Source organism: Geobacillus sp. DSP4a (genome assembly GCF_013096875.1).
Lineage (GTDB): Bacteria > Bacillota > Bacilli > Bacillales > Anoxybacillaceae > Geobacillus > Geobacillus thermophilus.
Map to the genome: position 1 here is coordinate 17,878 of NZ_SDLD01000037.1, position 14,689 is coordinate 32,566.

A 14,689-nucleotide genomic window follows, 5' to 3' on the forward strand; every position below is an offset into this window, starting at 1 on the left:
GATGCGGTTAGCGGAAGAGGAAGTGCAAGCGCTGCTTGAAAAAGCGGACGGCTGGAAGCTGGTCGATGAGCGGTGGATTGTGAAAAAATACCGTTTTCAAGACTACTTGCAAGGAATCGAGTTCGTTCGGCGAATCGCCGCGATTTCGGAAAACACCAACCACCACCCGTTCATTTCGATCGACTACAAGCTCATTACAGTGAAACTGTCCTCATGGCGGGCGAAAGGGCTGACGAAGCTCGATTTTGACTTGGCGAAGCAGTATGATGAGGTGTATAACCAGATGAAGCAGGGGGAAGGGGAATGATGGCGCATCGCACAGCCCTCGTCACCGGAGCGGCGCGGGGGATCGGTTATGAAGTGGCGAAAACGTTGGCAACCAACGGCGTGAACGTCGTGCTTGCCGACTTGAAGCAGGAAGAGGTGGAACAGGCGGCAGAGTCGTTGCGGCAGCTAGGCTGCGAGGCCGTCGGCGTCAAGTGTGATGTGACGGCGGAAGAAGAGGTGAAACAAACGATCCATGAAGCGGTCAAACGGTGGGAGCGTCTCGATATTGTCGTGAACAACGCCGGTTTGCAATATGTCGCCAATATTGAAGACTTTCCGACCGAGAAGTTCGAGCAGTTGATCCGCGTCATGCTCGTCGGCCCGTTTTTGGCCATTAAGCATGCGTTTCCGCTGATGAAGGAGCAGCGCTACGGCCGCATTATCAACATGGCGTCGATTAACGGATTGATCGGGTTTGCCGGAAAAGCCGCCTACAACAGCGCAAAACACGGGGTGATCGGCTTAACGAAAGTGGCGGCGCTAGAAGGGGCACCGTACGGCATTACGGTGAACGCCCTTTGTCCGGGGTATGTCGACACAGAACTCGTCCGCAATCAGCTCGCTGACTTGGCGGCGACGAGAAAGGTGCCGCTTGAGAAGGTGCTCGAGGAAGTGATTTACCCGCTCGTGCCGCAGCGGCGGCTCTTGTCCGTTGAAGAAGTCGCCCATTATGTTCTCTTTTTGGCAGGCGAACAAGCGAAAGGAATCACCGGCCAGGCGGTGGTGATCGATGGCGGGTATACGGCGCAATGAAGCGCAATAAGCCCTTAGCCTCGCAAATGGCTAAGGGCTTGTTGCTTGGTCGTTCAGCTGAGAGCGAATTCAAAGCTCGCGAGGATTTTGACTTCTTTCCCGACAAGGAATCCGCCGGTTTCGAGTGCGACGTTCCATACCAATCCGTAGTCTTCGCGGTTGATCGTTCCTTCGACGTCAAAACCGACCGAGATGCCGCCGGTGAGCGGGTTTTTCACTTGGCCGTTGTATTCGACTTTGAACGTTTCCGTTCTCGTCACGCCGCGGATCGTCAGCTTCCCGGTCACTTCATATTCCGTGTCGGAAAGCTTGCGCACGGACTCACTGACAAACGTAATGGTTGGATAGTTCTCGACATCGAAAAAGTCGGCCGAGCGGAGATGGTTGTCGCGGTCGGCGTTTTTCGTGTCGATCGAGGCGGCATCGATCGTCGCTTTGACTTTCAGCGACTCGAGTTCGTTGATGTCGCCTTCGACCTCAACGTCAAAGTTGGTGAATTCCCCTTTCGCTTTGGAGATCATCATATGTCTTACTTGGAAGGCGACAGAGCTGTGCGCTTTGTCGAGTTGGAATGTTGTCATCGCTTTTCCTCCTCTTTATGATTCATATTCACACCACTATCATAACAAATGTATATCTCGAAATCAAATATTTTTTATTAAAGATTATTAGTATGGAGCACAGGGGGCTTTCCATGATAAGATGAAAGAAAAATGATGTGCGGAAAGGGAGAATAAGATGAATGAAATCGGCCTTTTAGCGAAAATCAAACAGCAAATGGAACGGTTTTCACCGGCGGAAAAAAAGATAGCCGCCTACATTCTCGACCATGCCGAACTCGTGCCGAATATGACGACGAAGGATTTGGCCCAGGCGGCTGACACAAGCGAAGCGAGCGTCGTTCGTTTTTGCAAGGCAGTCGGCATCGGCAGTTTTCCTGGATTGAAACTGGCGCTTGTCCGCGAGTTAACAATGGCCGATATGAGCATTAACGATTTTTCAATTCTTGACAAACCGGTTTCCCCGTATGAATTGTTTACGAAAGTGACGTATGTCAATAAGGCCGCGATTGAAGCAACGACCACGACGCTTGATAAGCGGGAGCTGGAGAAGGCGGCCGCGGCGATTGCCAACGCCGGCAAGCTGTTGTTTTATGGGGTTGGCGGCTCTGCGGCCGCCGCGATGGATGCCAGTTATAAGTTCACGAAACTTGGCTATATGGCGGTGATGTCGCCCGATTTCCATGTAATGCTTCCATTGGTTGCCCATTTGAACGAAGGAGATGTGTTGGTAGCGGTATCGACGTCGGGAAGGACAAAGGACGTATTGGAGATCGCCCGATTCGCGAAAAAGCAGAAGGCCACTGTCATCGCCATCACGAAGCTGGATTCAACGTCCCCGCTGTATAAAGAAGCGGATATTAAATTGGCGCTGCCGGATGTTGAGCAAGACCACCGCATCGGCAGCATGGCATCGAGAATGGTGCAGCTTAATGTGATTGATGCCTTGTATTTAATTACGTTCCATCGTGTGGGAAGCCGGGTGATCGAACGGTTTCACGAGACAAGAGAAGAAGTAGTGCGGTTGCGAAGATAAAGCGGGCTTGAGACGAGCCTGCTTTGCTTTTTGTGGGAATGTTTCAAATAAAAAAAGAATAGATTAATATTTTATTTCATAAATTTATAATATAAATATGAAATATAATTTCTAATTTCGGTAAAGAGGTGACGAGATTGTTCGAACGTCTAACTACGGAACAAGGCAATGAAAAAACGAAACATTTGGATGAAATGACGACGAGAGAAATTTTACAAGCGATGAATGAAGAAGATCAGACAGTGGCGGCCGCGGTGGCCAAACAACTGGATTCCATTGAGAAGCTCGTACATATTGTCATTGCCGCGTTTCAGAGAGGAGGAAGACTTATTTATGTTGGAGCAGGAACGAGCGGCCGGCTTGGTTTGCTTGATGCCGTTGAATGTCCGCCGACGTTCGGCGTTGATCCCAAGATGGTGCAAGCGGTGATCGCCGGGGGGCGAGAAGCGGTGGCCAATGCAGTTGAAGGAGCAGAAGATGATGAAGAAGCGGCCGTCCGCGATCTCGAGGCAGTGGGCTTGACGGCAAACGATGTAGTCGTTGGCATTGCGGCAAGCGGACGGACGCCGTATGTGGTGAGTGCGCTTCGCTACGCTAAGAAAAGAGGAGCAGCAACAGGAAGCATCGCCTGCAATCATGGGGCGGAAATGAGCCAATACGCCGATGCGGCAGTGGAGATTGAAACTGGTCCGGAAGTGCTGGCGGGTTCGACTCGCCTCAAGGCTGGAACAGCGCAAAAAATGGTGCTCAATATGATTTCGACCGCTTCTATGGTTGGCATTGGCAAAGTATACGGCAACTGGATGGTCGATGTGCTAGCGACAAACGAAAAGCTAAAAGAGCGAGCAAAGCGGATTTTGATGGAAGCGACGGGAGTGAGCGCCGACGAAGCGTCCCGTTATTATGAACAAGCAAATGGGGAGGTGAAGACAGCGATTGTGATGATTTTACGTGGGTGTCGTTATGAAGAGGCGAAAGAGCGGCTGCAAAAAGCCGGCGGTTTTGTGCGCAACGCGCTTAAATAACGCGGATAAGGGGGAGAGGAACGATGAACCGAGAACAACAAATGGCGGCAACGATGCTTTCGCATTTAGGGGGGAAAGAGAACATTGCCCGCATCGCTCACTGCATGACGCGGGTGCGCGTGTCGTTGCGTGATCCGGATCAAGCGGATATTGCCGCCCTGAAACGGGTTGAGGGAGTCATGGGGGTGATTGATGACGAAACGCTGCAAATCGTCGTCGGTCCCGGCATTGTCAACAAAGTGGCGGCCGCGTTATGCGAGCTGACTGGTCTGGAGCTTGGGGAAGTGATCGAGGATGGGCTTGAGGACATCGCGGAGCGGACAAAAGCGAAGGTCAAAGCTCGCCAACAAACGCCGCTAAAGCGGTTGTTGCGCAAAATCGGCAGCATCTTCATCCCGCTCATCCCTGGTCTGGTCGCCTCAGGGATCATTAACGGGATTGCCAACTTTGCCAAAAACGCCGGCGTTGATCCACAGACGACGTGGCTGCAGCTGTTGCTTTTGATTGGCGGCGGCATTTTTGCCTCGCTCGGCGTGTTAGTCGGTTACAATACAGCGAAGGAATTCGGCGGCACACCGGTATTAGGGGCCATTGCCGGCATCCTCGTCTTCAACCCGGCGCTGGCGGATGTTAAGCTATTTGGGGAAGCGCTTACAACAGGGAGGGGAGGGCTGTTTGCCGTCTTGCTAGCAGCATGGTTGATGGCGGTCATCGAAAAGCGTGTTCGCCAATTTGTCCCAAACGCGGTCGATATCATTGTGACACCGTTGATTACGGTGCTTATCGTCTGCCTATTTACCTTGATCGCTGTACAGCCGATTGCGGGGTGGCTGTCGATGGCGATTACAACTGGCTTGAAAGCAGTGCTCGATGTGGGTGGGGTGATTGCCGGCGCGGTGTTGGCCGGAACATTTTTGCCGCTTGTCATGGTTGGACTGCATCACGGTCTGACACCAATTCATATGGAATTGATTCAAAAACTTGGTTCCACCCCGCTGTTGCCTATTTTGGCGATGGCTGGAGCGGGGCAAGTCGGAGCGGCGATCGCTGTCTATGTGAAGACGAAAAATCAAAGACTCCGCAACATCATTAAAGGAGCGCTGCCAGTCGGGTTTTTAGGCATCGGGGAACCGCTGTTGTACGGGGTGACATTGCCGCTTGGGCGGCCGTTTGTCACCGCATGCCTCGGTGCGGCGGTCGGCGGTGCGTTTCAGGCGGTAATGAAGACTGCGGCGCTCGGCATCGGCGTGTCTGGGCTGTCATTGATTCCGCTCATTGCTGATGCGAAATATGTGACGTATTTCGTCGGATTGGTCATTTCCTATGCGTTTGGGTTCCTGTTTACCTATTGGTTCGGGTTTAAAGAGGAAATGGCAGAAAATATATAGAGAGGGATGGCGATGCTTTCCTTTTCCTTTTATCTTTTTCAACCGTTTGAACAAATCGAGGAAGCGTTTCGGAAAGCGGCGAGTTTTGGAGCGAGGGAACTGTTTACTTCGCTGAACCTTTTGAACGGAAAAGAACTAGGCGAGCAAGAGAAGCTGAAATGGATCGGCCGGCTCGCCCGCCACTACGGGGTGGGGGTGGTAGCAGACGCCACCCCCGCCGTGCTTTCGTACTTGCCAGCCGACCCTGACGTTGCCAAGGCACTCAGCGAGTGGGGGATGGTCGGACTGCGGCTTGACGACGGCTTCTCGTGGGATGAAACGGTGCAGCTTTCGAAGCAGATGAAAGTCGTATTGAACGCCAGTACGATCACAGAACGCGAAATTCAGGAGTTGACATCGCGACAAATCGACTGGGCGGGTGTGGAAGCATGGCATAACTTTTACCCGCGCCCGGAAACTGGGCTTTCGGGCGACACGCTCATGAAACAAAACCGAATGTTGCGCCAATGCGGCATAGCATCAATCGGGGCCTTTGTCCCTGGCAACGCCCAAAAGCGCGGTCCGCTTTACAAAGGGATGCCGACGTTAGAGGATCATCGGGAAGCGGATCCGGTTTCTGCCTATATCGAGCTGCGCGAAACGTATAAGGTGGAAAAAGTGTTCGTCGGGGACTTATCGGTGTCAGACGATGTGCTCGAGCGAATGGCGTGGGTGCGGCAAGGAATCATTCCTATTCGCTACCGGCCGATCGTATCAGCCCCCTGGCTGTCTCTTGTCGAAACGGTGCACACGAATCGGCGTGACGCGGCCCGTGATGTGATTCGCTCAGTTGAATCGCGCCGCACCTTTGCATGGCCGCAGGAGGCGTTGCATCCCACCGAACCGGTGCCGCGGCCGATCGGGAGCGTGACGATTGACAATGAATGCTACGGTCGTTACGCTGGGGAACTGCAAATCACCTTAACGGATCTTCCTGCTGATGACAACGTCAATGTTATCGGCAGGGTGATCAAGGAAGATGTACCGTTGCTTCGCCGCATTCAAGGCGGCCGCCTGTTTTGCCTTATTCGTTGTAATTGAAGGGAGGTGCAGTTGGCACAAGGAAGGAAAAGGTTGACTTGTCCTCAGGGCCGTCCCATCATCATGCGGAAGACAGGCAATTTAACAGGAAACGCAACTTCAACATCCCATGTTTCAAGTTGAACGGCGTTGAATACATCGGTGCTCTTCTTTGGCATTCGAGGGTCGTGAAGGGATGGTGATTTCCCGTCCCTAGGTGCGCCTCAACTCAAGAAAAAGAGCCATCAAAAGTAAGGCAAATGTCTTTGCAAATCAGCAGTCGAGAATTATAATGGGACATGAAGAATTTGGCATTGATTGCCGTCAAAAGGAGAGGGGAGCGAAGGTGAAGTATCGAAAACTCGGCCGCACGGGGCTGAAAGTCAGTGAGATTAGTTTAGGCAGCTGGCTTACATATGGAAATTCGGTGGAAAAAGAAACCGCGATCCGCGTCATTGACAAGGCGTACGAACTTGGCATCAACTCGTTTGACACAGCGAACGTCTACGCGCGCGGGGAAGCGGAAAAAATCGTCGGCGAGGCGCTGCGCAAATATCCGCGCGAATCGTATGTCATCGCGACGAAAGTGTTTTGGCCGATGGGCGATGGTCCGAACGACCGCGGCCTGTCGCGCAAGCATGTGTTTGAGCAGCTCCATGCGAGCTTAAAGCGGCTGCAACTGGATTATGTCGATATCTACTATTGCCACCGCTATGACAAAGAAACACCGGTCGAGGAGACGTTGCGTACGATCGACGACCTCGTCCGCCAAGGAAAAGTGCTGTATGTCGGCGTGAGCGAATGGACGGCCCAGCAAATTCAAGAGGCGCTCGGCGTGGCCGACCGCTACCTGCTCGACCGGATCGTCGTCAATCAGCCGCAATACAACATGTTCCACCGCTATATTGAAAAGGAAGTCATCCCGGTGTGCGAACAAAACGGCATCAGTCAAATCGTCTTCTCGCCGCTCGCGCAAGGGGTGCTGACCGGCAAATACAAACGAGGTCAAGCGTTGCCGGCTGACAGCCGCGCCGCTGATCCAAGAGCGAATACGTTTATCCAAGGATTGCTCAATGACGAAGTGTTAACGAAAGTGGAACAACTCGAAAAAATCGCGGCTGAGCTTGGCATTACGTTGTCCCAGCTCGCCCTCGCCTGGGTGCTGCGCCAGCCGAACGTCGCCAGCGCCTTAATTGGTGCCAGCCGTCCGGAACAAGTCGAAGAAAACGTCAAGGCGGTCGATGTCGCGTTAAGCGAAGAAGTGATTGAGAAGATTGAGGGGGTTTTGGCGTAAAAGAGGTGAGGGTGTCCCAAAAGGATCGGGACACCCTTTCTTATTTACTTTTACCGCATATAAGGTATAAAACAAATCATTAAGAAACAATATGTGTTGTGTTTTGTTTAAGGAAAATTACCCTTTTGGGTCAGCCCCATTTTTTGTCATTGGTACGTGTTTCCCTAGAAGGCTGGTGAAAATCAGCCATTTTTCCTAAATCAACGGTTCTCGAGTGAAGAGAAAGATAGCCTTTTATGGAGCTTTCTAATTTGAGAAATCCCATTGTTGAGCCGTATTTCCTGTTCAATCACCATCCTTCTACAGCATTTCCAAGGAAGGAACAGAAGGATTTTTTCACGCCAACGGCGAACGGTACGGAAAGAGGGAAGAACGAAAGGGGAATGGGGAATGGCGAGTGATTGCAGTGCTTTGCCAACCGTCGTTTGTCGCCAAACGTTGCAAGAAGTCATGCAACGGATGGCGGCTCGTGGGCTTGAGTCGGTGAACGTGATCGATGAGCATGGCCGGACGGTGGGGCGGTGCACGTGGCGGATGATGCTGCGGGCGGCGGCGGATGGGCTCGATCGTTCCATGCCGATAGGGGAAGTATTGATGGCATTTTCCGACAAGTGGGAAACGAAACAGGAAGGCGTCTGCGCTGCAATGCCAATGTCTGAAAGCGATTCCAAAGCAACGAATGAGCTCGAGCGACTGCGGCGTGAGTTGGAGGAAACGCACCGTCTGGCTGAGACGATGAAAACGGTGCTGGATGCGGCGTACGAAGGGGTGGTTGTCGTCGATGAGGACGGCGTGGTTCGTGAAATCAACCGGGCGTATTGCCAGTTTCTCGGCATCCGCCGCGAAGAAGCGGTCGGGAAGCACGTGACGGACGTGATCGAAAACACCCGTTTGCACATTTGCGTTCAATCCGGCATTCCTGAACGTGGATACATTCAAAAAATTTACGGCCAGCCGATGGTTGTGCACCGCATCCCGATTTGGCGGGACGGCAAGGTGATCGGGGCGATCGGGATGCTTATTTTCCAAGGGGTATCGGAAGTATATGAAATTTTCCGGCGCCTGCAGGAGCTGTCGCGTGAGGCAAGCCGGAAGGAGAAGAAAGAAGCGAAACCACAGGAGACGGCCGCCTCCGCCCCGAAAGGAATCGAGCGGATCATTGGCCGCCACCCGTCGATCGCCGCTGTGAAGCAGATGATTCGTCGGGCGGCGCGCGTGCCGTCGACGGTGCTCATTACCGGTGAAAGCGGAACGGGGAAAGAGGTGGTGGCGCGGGCGATCCATGAGGCGGGCCCGCATGCGGACGGACCGTTTGTCAGCGTGAATTGCGCCGCCATCCCTGAGTCGTTGTTGGAAGCGGAGCTGTTCGGCTATGAGGACGGGGCGTTCACTGGCGCGAAAAAAGGGGGGAAGCCCGGCAAATTCCAGCTCGCCCATCGGGGGACGCTGTTTTTGGATGAAATTGGCGATATGCCGCTTGCCATGCAGGCGAAAATTTTGCGCGTCTTGGAAGAGAAAAAGGTGGAAAAAGTCGGCGGGCTATACGAAACCGAGGTGGACGTGCGCATCATCGCCGCGACGAACAAACCGCTTGAAGACATGGTGCGGGAAGGAACGTTCCGGGAAGATTTGTTTTACCGCCTGAACATCATTCGCATTCATCTTCCGCCATTGCGCGAGCGGAAAACGGATATTCCGGCGCTGCTCGCCCACCATATGGAACGGATGTGCCGGCAGTTTGGCGTCGCGTTGAAGTCGTTTACCAAAGAGGCCATGGAAGTGCTTGTCGACTATTCCTGGCCGGGAAACATCCGCGAGCTGGTCAACGTCGTCGAATGGCTGATCAGCATGGTTGAAGGAGATGTGATCGAACGCGAACACTTGCCAGCGTATTTGTCGACCGTTCAACCGGCAGCCTCGTCTTTGCCAAACGGTGGTGTGAAGATGGCTGATCGGTGGAAAGAAATGGTCTATCAATCGGAACGTGAGCGCATCGCTGCGGCGCTGGTGGCGGCGGGCGGAAACAAGGCGGAAGCGGCAAGGAGGCTCGGCATTCACCGCTCGACGTTATATGAGAAGCTGAAAAAATACGGATTGTAGGCAACGGCGGTAAAGCCGTTGTTTTTTGTTGCTCTGTTGGATAAGTGTCTGGTATTGTAGGAGAAATGTCTGCTTACTGTCGGTGAACGCGTTTTTGTTTCGAAACAGCCCCCTTATCATGGCGTCTTTTGTATGTTGGCACGGAATTTGCTTCATAAGGAAATGAAACCGTTGTCAAAAAAGGAGGGGAAACAATGTACGAATTGTTGGTGCCCAGCCGGGTTGTGTATGGGCGCAATACGTTCGCCGAAGTCGGCCCACAGGCAAAAGCGCTCGGGACGAAAGCGCTCATCGTCAGCGACCCGGTGATGGAGAAAATCGGCCTTGTCGCCCGTTGCGAGCAATACTTGCAACAGGTGGGGATGACGTTTGCCAAGTACACAGGGGTTGACACGGAGCCGACGGATGTCCATGTGAAGGAAGCGCTTGACGTCTGCCGGAGCGAGCAGTGCGATGTCATTATCGCTCTTGGCGGCGGCAGCAGCATCGACGCCGCCAAAGCGGTGGCGGTGATGATCACGAACGAAGGAACGATCAGCGACTATATCGGCAATCAGAAACGGTTTACCGAAAAACCGCTGCCGCTCATTGCTATTCCGACAACGGCCGGCACCGGTTCCGAAGTGACGAAAGTGACGGTCATTATTGATACGAAGACAGACGTCAAAATGATGATTTCCCAGCCGGCGCTCCTTCCGGCCGTGGCGATCGTTGATCCGCTTCTCACCATCTCATGCCCGCCATCCGTTACCGCGGCAACCGGTGTCGATGCGCTTTGTCACGCGATCGAGGCGTATATTTCCCGACGCGCCCATCCGGTGACCGATGTGCTGGCGCTCTCTGCCATTGAGGCGATCATCGGCCATTTGCGCCGGGCGTACGAAAACGGCCAAGACATCGAAGCGCGGGAAAAAATGGCGATCGCGGCCATGAAGGCCGGCATGGCGTTCTCGAATGCCTCGGTAACACTTGTGCACGGCATGTCGCGGCCGATCGGAGCGCTCTTCCACGTGCCGCACGGCGTGTCCAATGCGATGCTGTTGCCAGGGGTGCTTGAATTCACAAAAGACAGCGCCATCGAACGATTGGCGGTGATCGCCCGAATCATCAAGCCGCCGCTCAAAGACGTTTCCGATACGGAAGCAGCTGAGGCGCTTGTTGAAGAAGTGAAACAGCTTTGCCGCGATTTGCGCATTCCGAATATGAAAACGTGGGGCATCGACAAAGCGGCGTTTGACAAAGCGGTTGATAAAATGGCGGCCGATGCGCTCGCGAGCGGCAGTCCAGCGAATAACCCAAGAGTGCCGACCCATGGGGAAATTGTCGCGCTGTATCATATTTGTTACGACTATCAGTATGACACCAATACGGTCAGCCATTAAATGAAGCAACGGTCAAACGAGGGGGAAAAGTATGCTGGGGATGATTGGTTTATTGGCCTCATTGGGATTGTTGATTTTTTTGACAATGAGGGGGATCAATATCATTATTGCCGCGTTGATCAGTTCTGTTCTTGTTGCGCTGACAGGCGGATTAAACTTGGAAAAAGCTTTGATGGAAAGCTATATGACGGGCTTTACAGGCTATTTCGCCAGCTGGTTTCTTATCTTCTTAGCCGGGGCGATTTTTGGCAAAGTGATGGAGGACACCGGGTCAGCTGACTCCATCGCTCATTGGGTAAAAGAAAAGTTTGGCGCTAAACATGCTGTATTGGCGGTCGTTGCTGCCTGCGCCATTATGACATACGGCGGTGTCAGCTTGTTTGTCGTCGGCTTTTCTGTTTACCCGATCGCCGTGTCACTGTTCCGTCAGTCGAATACGCCGCATCGTTTTATTCCGGCCGCCATGGTGTTCGGTTCGGTTTCGTTCACAATGACATCTCCGTATTCACCGGAGATTCAAAACATCATTCCAACGCAATTTTTCCATACAACGCCGGGGGCTGGGGGATGGGTAGGCATTTTCGTCGGCGCAACGATTGCTGTGGCTGGTTCCCTCTATTTAACGCGTGTTGTCCAAAAAGCGAAACAAAACGGCGAAACGTTTTCCTTGCCATACCGAACCGGCGACGTTTCCGGTGCGGTGAGCGAAATTGCTGCTTCGCTCGAGCGCGGCGCTGGCCGTCCGCTGCCGAACATTGTTTGTGCCATCCTTCCGTTAGTGGCGGTGATTGTTTCATTAAACATTTTGGCAAAATTCATTTCTTCGACTTCAGCAGGGGTCTTGTCACTTGTCCTTGGTATTGTGCTTTGCTGGGTGTTAAATGCGAAATTCGTCCGCAAATTTTGGGAGGCCATGGCGTCCGGCGCCCAAGATGCGTTAGTCGCTGCCGCTAATACGTGCGCCGTCGTCGGCTTCGGAGCGGTGGCGAAAAATGTGCCGGCCTTTCAAAAAGCCGTTGATGTCCTTGTGAACATTCCTGGACCGGAACTGCTCGGATTGGGGTTGGCCGTCACGATTATTTGCGGCATGACCGGGTCGGCTTCCGGCGGTCTCGGTATTGCCTTGCCGATTTTGGCGCCGATTTATCTGGCGAAAGGGCTTGACCCCGGCGCCATGCATCGAGTGGCGGCACTTGCTTCCGGTGGCCTTGATTCGCTGCCGCACAACGGATACATTGTGACGACGATTCGCGCCGTCTGCCATGAAACGCACGAGCGGACGTATAAGCCGATATTCGTTCTGTCGGTTATCATTCCGCTTGCCGGCATGTTCTTAGCCATTCTCTTATACTCGATTTTCTAGAAAGGTGGTTTCGTTCATGAGTTTTGTCACGGAAACAAAAACGTTGAAAAACTTTATTGGCGGCCAATGGGTCGCGTCAACATCCGGAAAAGAAGAAATCGTGCCGAACCCGGCGACAGGAGAAGTGCTGGCGAAAGTGCCGCTCTCTTCGCGCGAGGAGCTTGATGCGGCGGTGGCGGCTGCGAAAGAAGCGTTCCGCGAATGGCGCAAAGTGCCCGTTCCGCGCCGCGCCCGCATTTTGTTCCGCTATCAGCAGCTTCTTGTCGAGCATTGGGAGGAGCTTGCCCGCCTTGTGACATTGGAAAACGGCAAAGTGTACGAAGACGCATACGGCGAAGTGCAGCGCGGTATTGAGTGCGTCGAATTTGCGGCGGGAATTCCGACGCTTATGATGGGCCAACAGCTGCCGGATATCGCGACCGGCATCGAATCGGGCATGTACCGCTACCCGCTTGGCGTTGTTGCCGGCATTACGCCGTTTAACTTCCCGATGATGGTGCCGTGCTGGATGTTTCCGCTTGCCATCGCCTGCGGCAATACGTTCGTGCTGAAGCCGTCCGAGCGGACGCCGATGCTCGCCAACCGTTTGGCAGAGCTGTTCACCGAAGCCGGCCTGCCGGCAGGGGTGCTCAATATCGTCCACGGAGCGCACGAGGTGGTCAACGGCATCCTGGAGCATAAAGACATTAAAGCCGTCTCGTTCGTCGGCTCGCAGCCGGTCGCCGAATATGTGTACAAAACAGCCGCCGCTCACGGCAAGCGCGTTCAGGCGCTCGCCGGCGCGAAAAACCATTCGATCGTCATGCCGGACGCCGACCTCGACATGGCGGTGACGAACATCATCAACGCCGCGTTCGGTTCGGCAGGTGAGCGGTGCATGGCATGCTCCGTTGTCGTTGCTGTGGGCGATATCGCTGATGAGCTAGTGAGACGGCTCAAAGAAGCCGCTGACCGCATCCAAATCGGCAACGGGCTCGACCAAGGCGTCTTTTTAGGCCCGGTCATCCGCGAGTCGCATAAAGAGCGGACGATCAAATACATCGAAATCGGCGAAAAAGAAGGGGCGCTCCTTGTCCGCGACGGCCGCCGCGACTCGGCGACAAGCGGAAAAGGGTACTTCATCGGCCCGACGATTTTCGACCATGTCAAACCGGGCATGACGATTTGGACGGATGAAATTTTCGCCCCGGTTCTGTCCGTCGTCCGCGCCCGCGACTTGGACGAAGCGATTGAGATCGCCAACCGGTCGGAATTCGCCAACGGCGCTTGCATCTACACGGACAGCGCCAAAGCGATCCGCCAGTTCCGTGAAGAAATCGATGCCGGCATGCTTGGTGTCAACGTCGCTGTCCCGGCGCCGATGGCGTTCTTCCCGTTCTCGGGCTACAAAAACTCGTTTTACGGCGACCTTCACGCCAACGGCCGCGACGGCGTCGAGTTTTATACGAGAAAGAAAATGGTGACGGCGAGATATGAATAGGAAAACAATGAAGCAGCCCGCTTGGATTCGGGCTGCTTTTTTATCACCTCACACTGAGTCGTGACGGCATTCAAAAGGCGCGAAGTGTGATAGAATAAAATAAAAAAGGGTGTGAGTTTCATGGCTATGGACTACTTTCAGGTGAACTTGCCGAAAGAGTTTTTGCCCGCCATTAATGAATTGGAAGGCAGCACCGTTGAGGCGAAAATAAAGCTTTCATTGGCGATTGGGCTGTTTGTTGGAAAACAGGTGACGCTAGCGAAAGCGGCTGAATTGTCAGGAAAATCCTTAGGGGAATTTATCGATGTATTGCGTTCGAAGGCGATTCCTTGGATGGAATATACGGAGGAACACATCAAAGATGATTGGGACACGGTGCAAAAATTGAGCAAAGAAAATAGGGATCACAATGAGTAGGGTTACGGTTAATTCTACACCGATTATAGGTCTGTCGATCGTTGGTCAATTGACTCTTTTGTCTGAACTATTTGATGAAGTATATGTTCCGGAAGCTGTCTATCAAGAAATTGTTCATCACCATGCCCCACGCCATTATGGAAAAGAGGAGCTCAAACGATTGGTCAGCGAGGGGGTGTTTCGACTATACCATGTAAAAAATCGCAGCCTTGTTGAAAGTTTATATGGAAAATTCCATGCCGGGGAGTTAGAAGTTATTATTGGAGCGAAAGAACTTGGTGCTCAAGTCGTTGTGATGGATGAGCATGCTGCCAGATCATTGTCGAAACAATTCCTTTTACGGCCTATCGGTACAATCGGAGTTTTGATTCTGGGAAACCTGAATCCGTGATGGTTGGAAATCAACTTTGATTTTGGTGTTAGTTCTATGGATATATGATCCATACATCCCTTTTTTTGATGATTCCCTGCACCACTTTCATGTTTGAAAACGAGATAAATCCTC

At 53.1% G+C, this 14,689-nt stretch carries 15 protein-coding genes; 13 read left to right on the forward strand and 2 right to left on the reverse strand.

The window, feature by feature from the left end:
* The first annotated feature begins 1 nt into the window (after position 1).
* Positions 2-307 (forward strand): 4a-hydroxytetrahydrobiopterin dehydratase, encoded by a 306-nt coding sequence (locus ETC02_RS12790; protein WP_063329660.1) that lies wholly within the window; start codon positions 2-4, stop codon positions 305-307.
* Complete coding sequence (locus ETC02_RS12795) at positions 304-1,080, forward strand: 3-hydroxybutyrate dehydrogenase (protein WP_021322426.1); 777 nt, start codon at positions 304-306, stop codon at positions 1,078-1,080. The genes ETC02_RS12790 and ETC02_RS12795 overlap by 4 nt, the downstream gene beginning before the upstream one ends.
* 53 nt (positions 1,081-1,133) lie before the next feature.
* On the opposite strand, the gene ETC02_RS12800 is transcribed toward ETC02_RS12795, so the two are convergent.
* Positions 1,134-1,661, reverse strand: a complete 528-nt coding sequence (locus ETC02_RS12800; RefSeq protein ID WP_015375055.1) for a YceI family protein — start codon at positions 1,659-1,661, stop codon at positions 1,134-1,136.
* 157 nt (positions 1,662-1,818) lie between these two features.
* On the opposite strand from ETC02_RS12800, the gene ETC02_RS12805 reads away from it, so the two are divergent.
* The 5 genes from ETC02_RS12805 (at position 1,819) to ETC02_RS12825 (ending at position 7,442) form a co-directional block, all read left to right on the forward strand.
* Positions 1,819-2,676: a MurR/RpiR family transcriptional regulator gene (locus ETC02_RS12805; protein WP_171698316.1), complete on the forward strand. Its 858-nt coding sequence runs from the start codon at positions 1,819-1,821 to the stop codon at positions 2,674-2,676.
* A 137-nt stretch (positions 2,677-2,813) separates the two neighbouring features.
* Positions 2,814-3,701 carry an N-acetylmuramic acid 6-phosphate etherase gene (murQ, locus tag ETC02_RS12810; protein ID WP_171698317.1) on the forward strand — a complete coding sequence of 296 codons (888 nt, stop codon included), beginning with the start codon at positions 2,814-2,816 and terminating at the stop codon, positions 3,699-3,701.
* Positions 3,702-3,724: 23 nt separating this feature from the next.
* Entirely contained in the window at positions 3,725-5,089 is a 1,365-nt protein-coding gene (locus ETC02_RS12815; protein ID WP_171698318.1) for a PTS transporter subunit EIIC, read from the forward strand.
* Between the two features lie 12 nt (positions 5,090-5,101).
* Entirely contained in the window at positions 5,102-6,169 is a 1,068-nt protein-coding gene (locus ETC02_RS12820; protein WP_063329668.1) for a MupG family TIM beta-alpha barrel fold protein, read from the forward strand.
* Positions 6,170-6,494: 325 nt separating this feature from the next.
* Positions 6,495-7,442, forward strand: coding sequence for an aldo/keto reductase family protein (locus tag ETC02_RS12825; protein ID WP_171698319.1), 948 nt, complete (start codon positions 6,495-6,497; stop codon positions 7,440-7,442).
* Positions 7,443-7,572: 130 nt separating this feature from the next.
* Here ETC02_RS12825 and ETC02_RS12830 read toward each other — a convergent pair whose 3' ends face one another.
* Positions 7,573-7,731, reverse strand: coding sequence for a hypothetical protein (locus ETC02_RS12830; protein ID WP_158522911.1), 159 nt, complete (start codon positions 7,729-7,731; stop codon positions 7,573-7,575).
* 101 nt (positions 7,732-7,832) lie between these two features.
* Here ETC02_RS12830 and ETC02_RS12835 point away from each other — a divergent pair, with 101 nt between their 5' ends.
* The 6 genes from ETC02_RS12835 to ETC02_RS12860 all read left to right on the forward strand — a co-directional run bounded on the left by ETC02_RS12835 (position 7,833) and on the right by ETC02_RS12860 (position 14,575).
* Entirely contained in the window at positions 7,833-9,542 is a 1,710-nt protein-coding gene (locus ETC02_RS12835) for a sigma 54-interacting transcriptional regulator (RefSeq protein WP_171698320.1), read from the forward strand.
* Between the two features lie 194 nt (positions 9,543-9,736).
* On the forward strand, positions 9,737-10,924 hold the full coding sequence (locus tag ETC02_RS12840) for an iron-containing alcohol dehydrogenase (protein ID WP_171698321.1): 1,188 nt from the start codon (positions 9,737-9,739) through the stop codon (positions 10,922-10,924).
* A 31-nt stretch (positions 10,925-10,955) separates the two neighbouring features.
* The gene (locus ETC02_RS12845) at positions 10,956-12,287 is read left to right on the forward strand and encodes a GntP family permease (protein ID WP_171698322.1); all 1,332 of its coding nucleotides are present in this window, start codon (positions 10,956-10,958) and stop codon (positions 12,285-12,287) included.
* Between the two features lie 16 nt (positions 12,288-12,303).
* Complete coding sequence (locus ETC02_RS12850) at positions 12,304-13,767, forward strand: CoA-acylating methylmalonate-semialdehyde dehydrogenase (protein ID WP_050367365.1); 1,464 nt, start codon at positions 12,304-12,306, stop codon at positions 13,765-13,767.
* A 120-nt stretch (positions 13,768-13,887) separates the two neighbouring features.
* Positions 13,888-14,184, forward strand: coding sequence for a UPF0175 family protein (locus ETC02_RS12855; RefSeq protein WP_253264147.1), 297 nt, complete (start codon positions 13,888-13,890; stop codon positions 14,182-14,184).
* Positions 14,177-14,575, forward strand: coding sequence for a PIN domain-containing protein (locus ETC02_RS12860; RefSeq protein ID WP_253264148.1), 399 nt, complete (start codon positions 14,177-14,179; stop codon positions 14,573-14,575). The genes ETC02_RS12855 and ETC02_RS12860 overlap by 8 nt, the downstream gene beginning before the upstream one ends.
* The last annotated feature ends 114 nt before the right edge of the window (positions 14,576-14,689 follow it).

Excerpts from the sequence above, each read along its gene's own strand:
- ETC02_RS12790 (WP_063329660.1), top strand. The coding sequence starts at position 2 with ATGCGGTTAGCGGAAGAGGAAGTGCAAGCGCTGCTTGAAAAAGCGGAC.
- ETC02_RS12795 (WP_021322426.1), top strand. The coding sequence starts at position 304 with ATGATGGCGCATCGCACAGCCCTCGTCACCGGAGCGGCGCGGGGGATC.
- ETC02_RS12800 (WP_015375055.1), bottom strand. The coding sequence starts at position 1,661 with ATGACAACATTCCAACTCGACAAAGCGCACAGCTCTGTCGCCTTCCAA.
- ETC02_RS12805 (WP_171698316.1), top strand. The coding sequence starts at position 1,819 with ATGAATGAAATCGGCCTTTTAGCGAAAATCAAACAGCAAATGGAACGG.
- ETC02_RS12815 (WP_171698318.1), top strand. The coding sequence starts at position 3,725 with ATGAACCGAGAACAACAAATGGCGGCAACGATGCTTTCGCATTTAGGG.
- ETC02_RS12820 (WP_063329668.1), top strand. The coding sequence starts at position 5,102 with ATGCTTTCCTTTTCCTTTTATCTTTTTCAACCGTTTGAACAAATCGAG.
- ETC02_RS12835 (WP_171698320.1), top strand. The coding sequence starts at position 7,833 with ATGGCGAGTGATTGCAGTGCTTTGCCAACCGTCGTTTGTCGCCAAACG.
- ETC02_RS12840 (WP_171698321.1), top strand. The coding sequence starts at position 9,737 with ATGTACGAATTGTTGGTGCCCAGCCGGGTTGTGTATGGGCGCAATACG.
- ETC02_RS12845 (WP_171698322.1), top strand. The coding sequence starts at position 10,956 with ATGCTGGGGATGATTGGTTTATTGGCCTCATTGGGATTGTTGATTTTT.
- ETC02_RS12850 (WP_050367365.1), top strand. The coding sequence starts at position 12,304 with ATGAGTTTTGTCACGGAAACAAAAACGTTGAAAAACTTTATTGGCGGC.
- ETC02_RS12855 (WP_253264147.1), top strand. The coding sequence starts at position 13,888 with ATGGCTATGGACTACTTTCAGGTGAACTTGCCGAAAGAGTTTTTGCCC.
- ETC02_RS12860 (WP_253264148.1), top strand. The coding sequence starts at position 14,177 with ATGAGTAGGGTTACGGTTAATTCTACACCGATTATAGGTCTGTCGATC.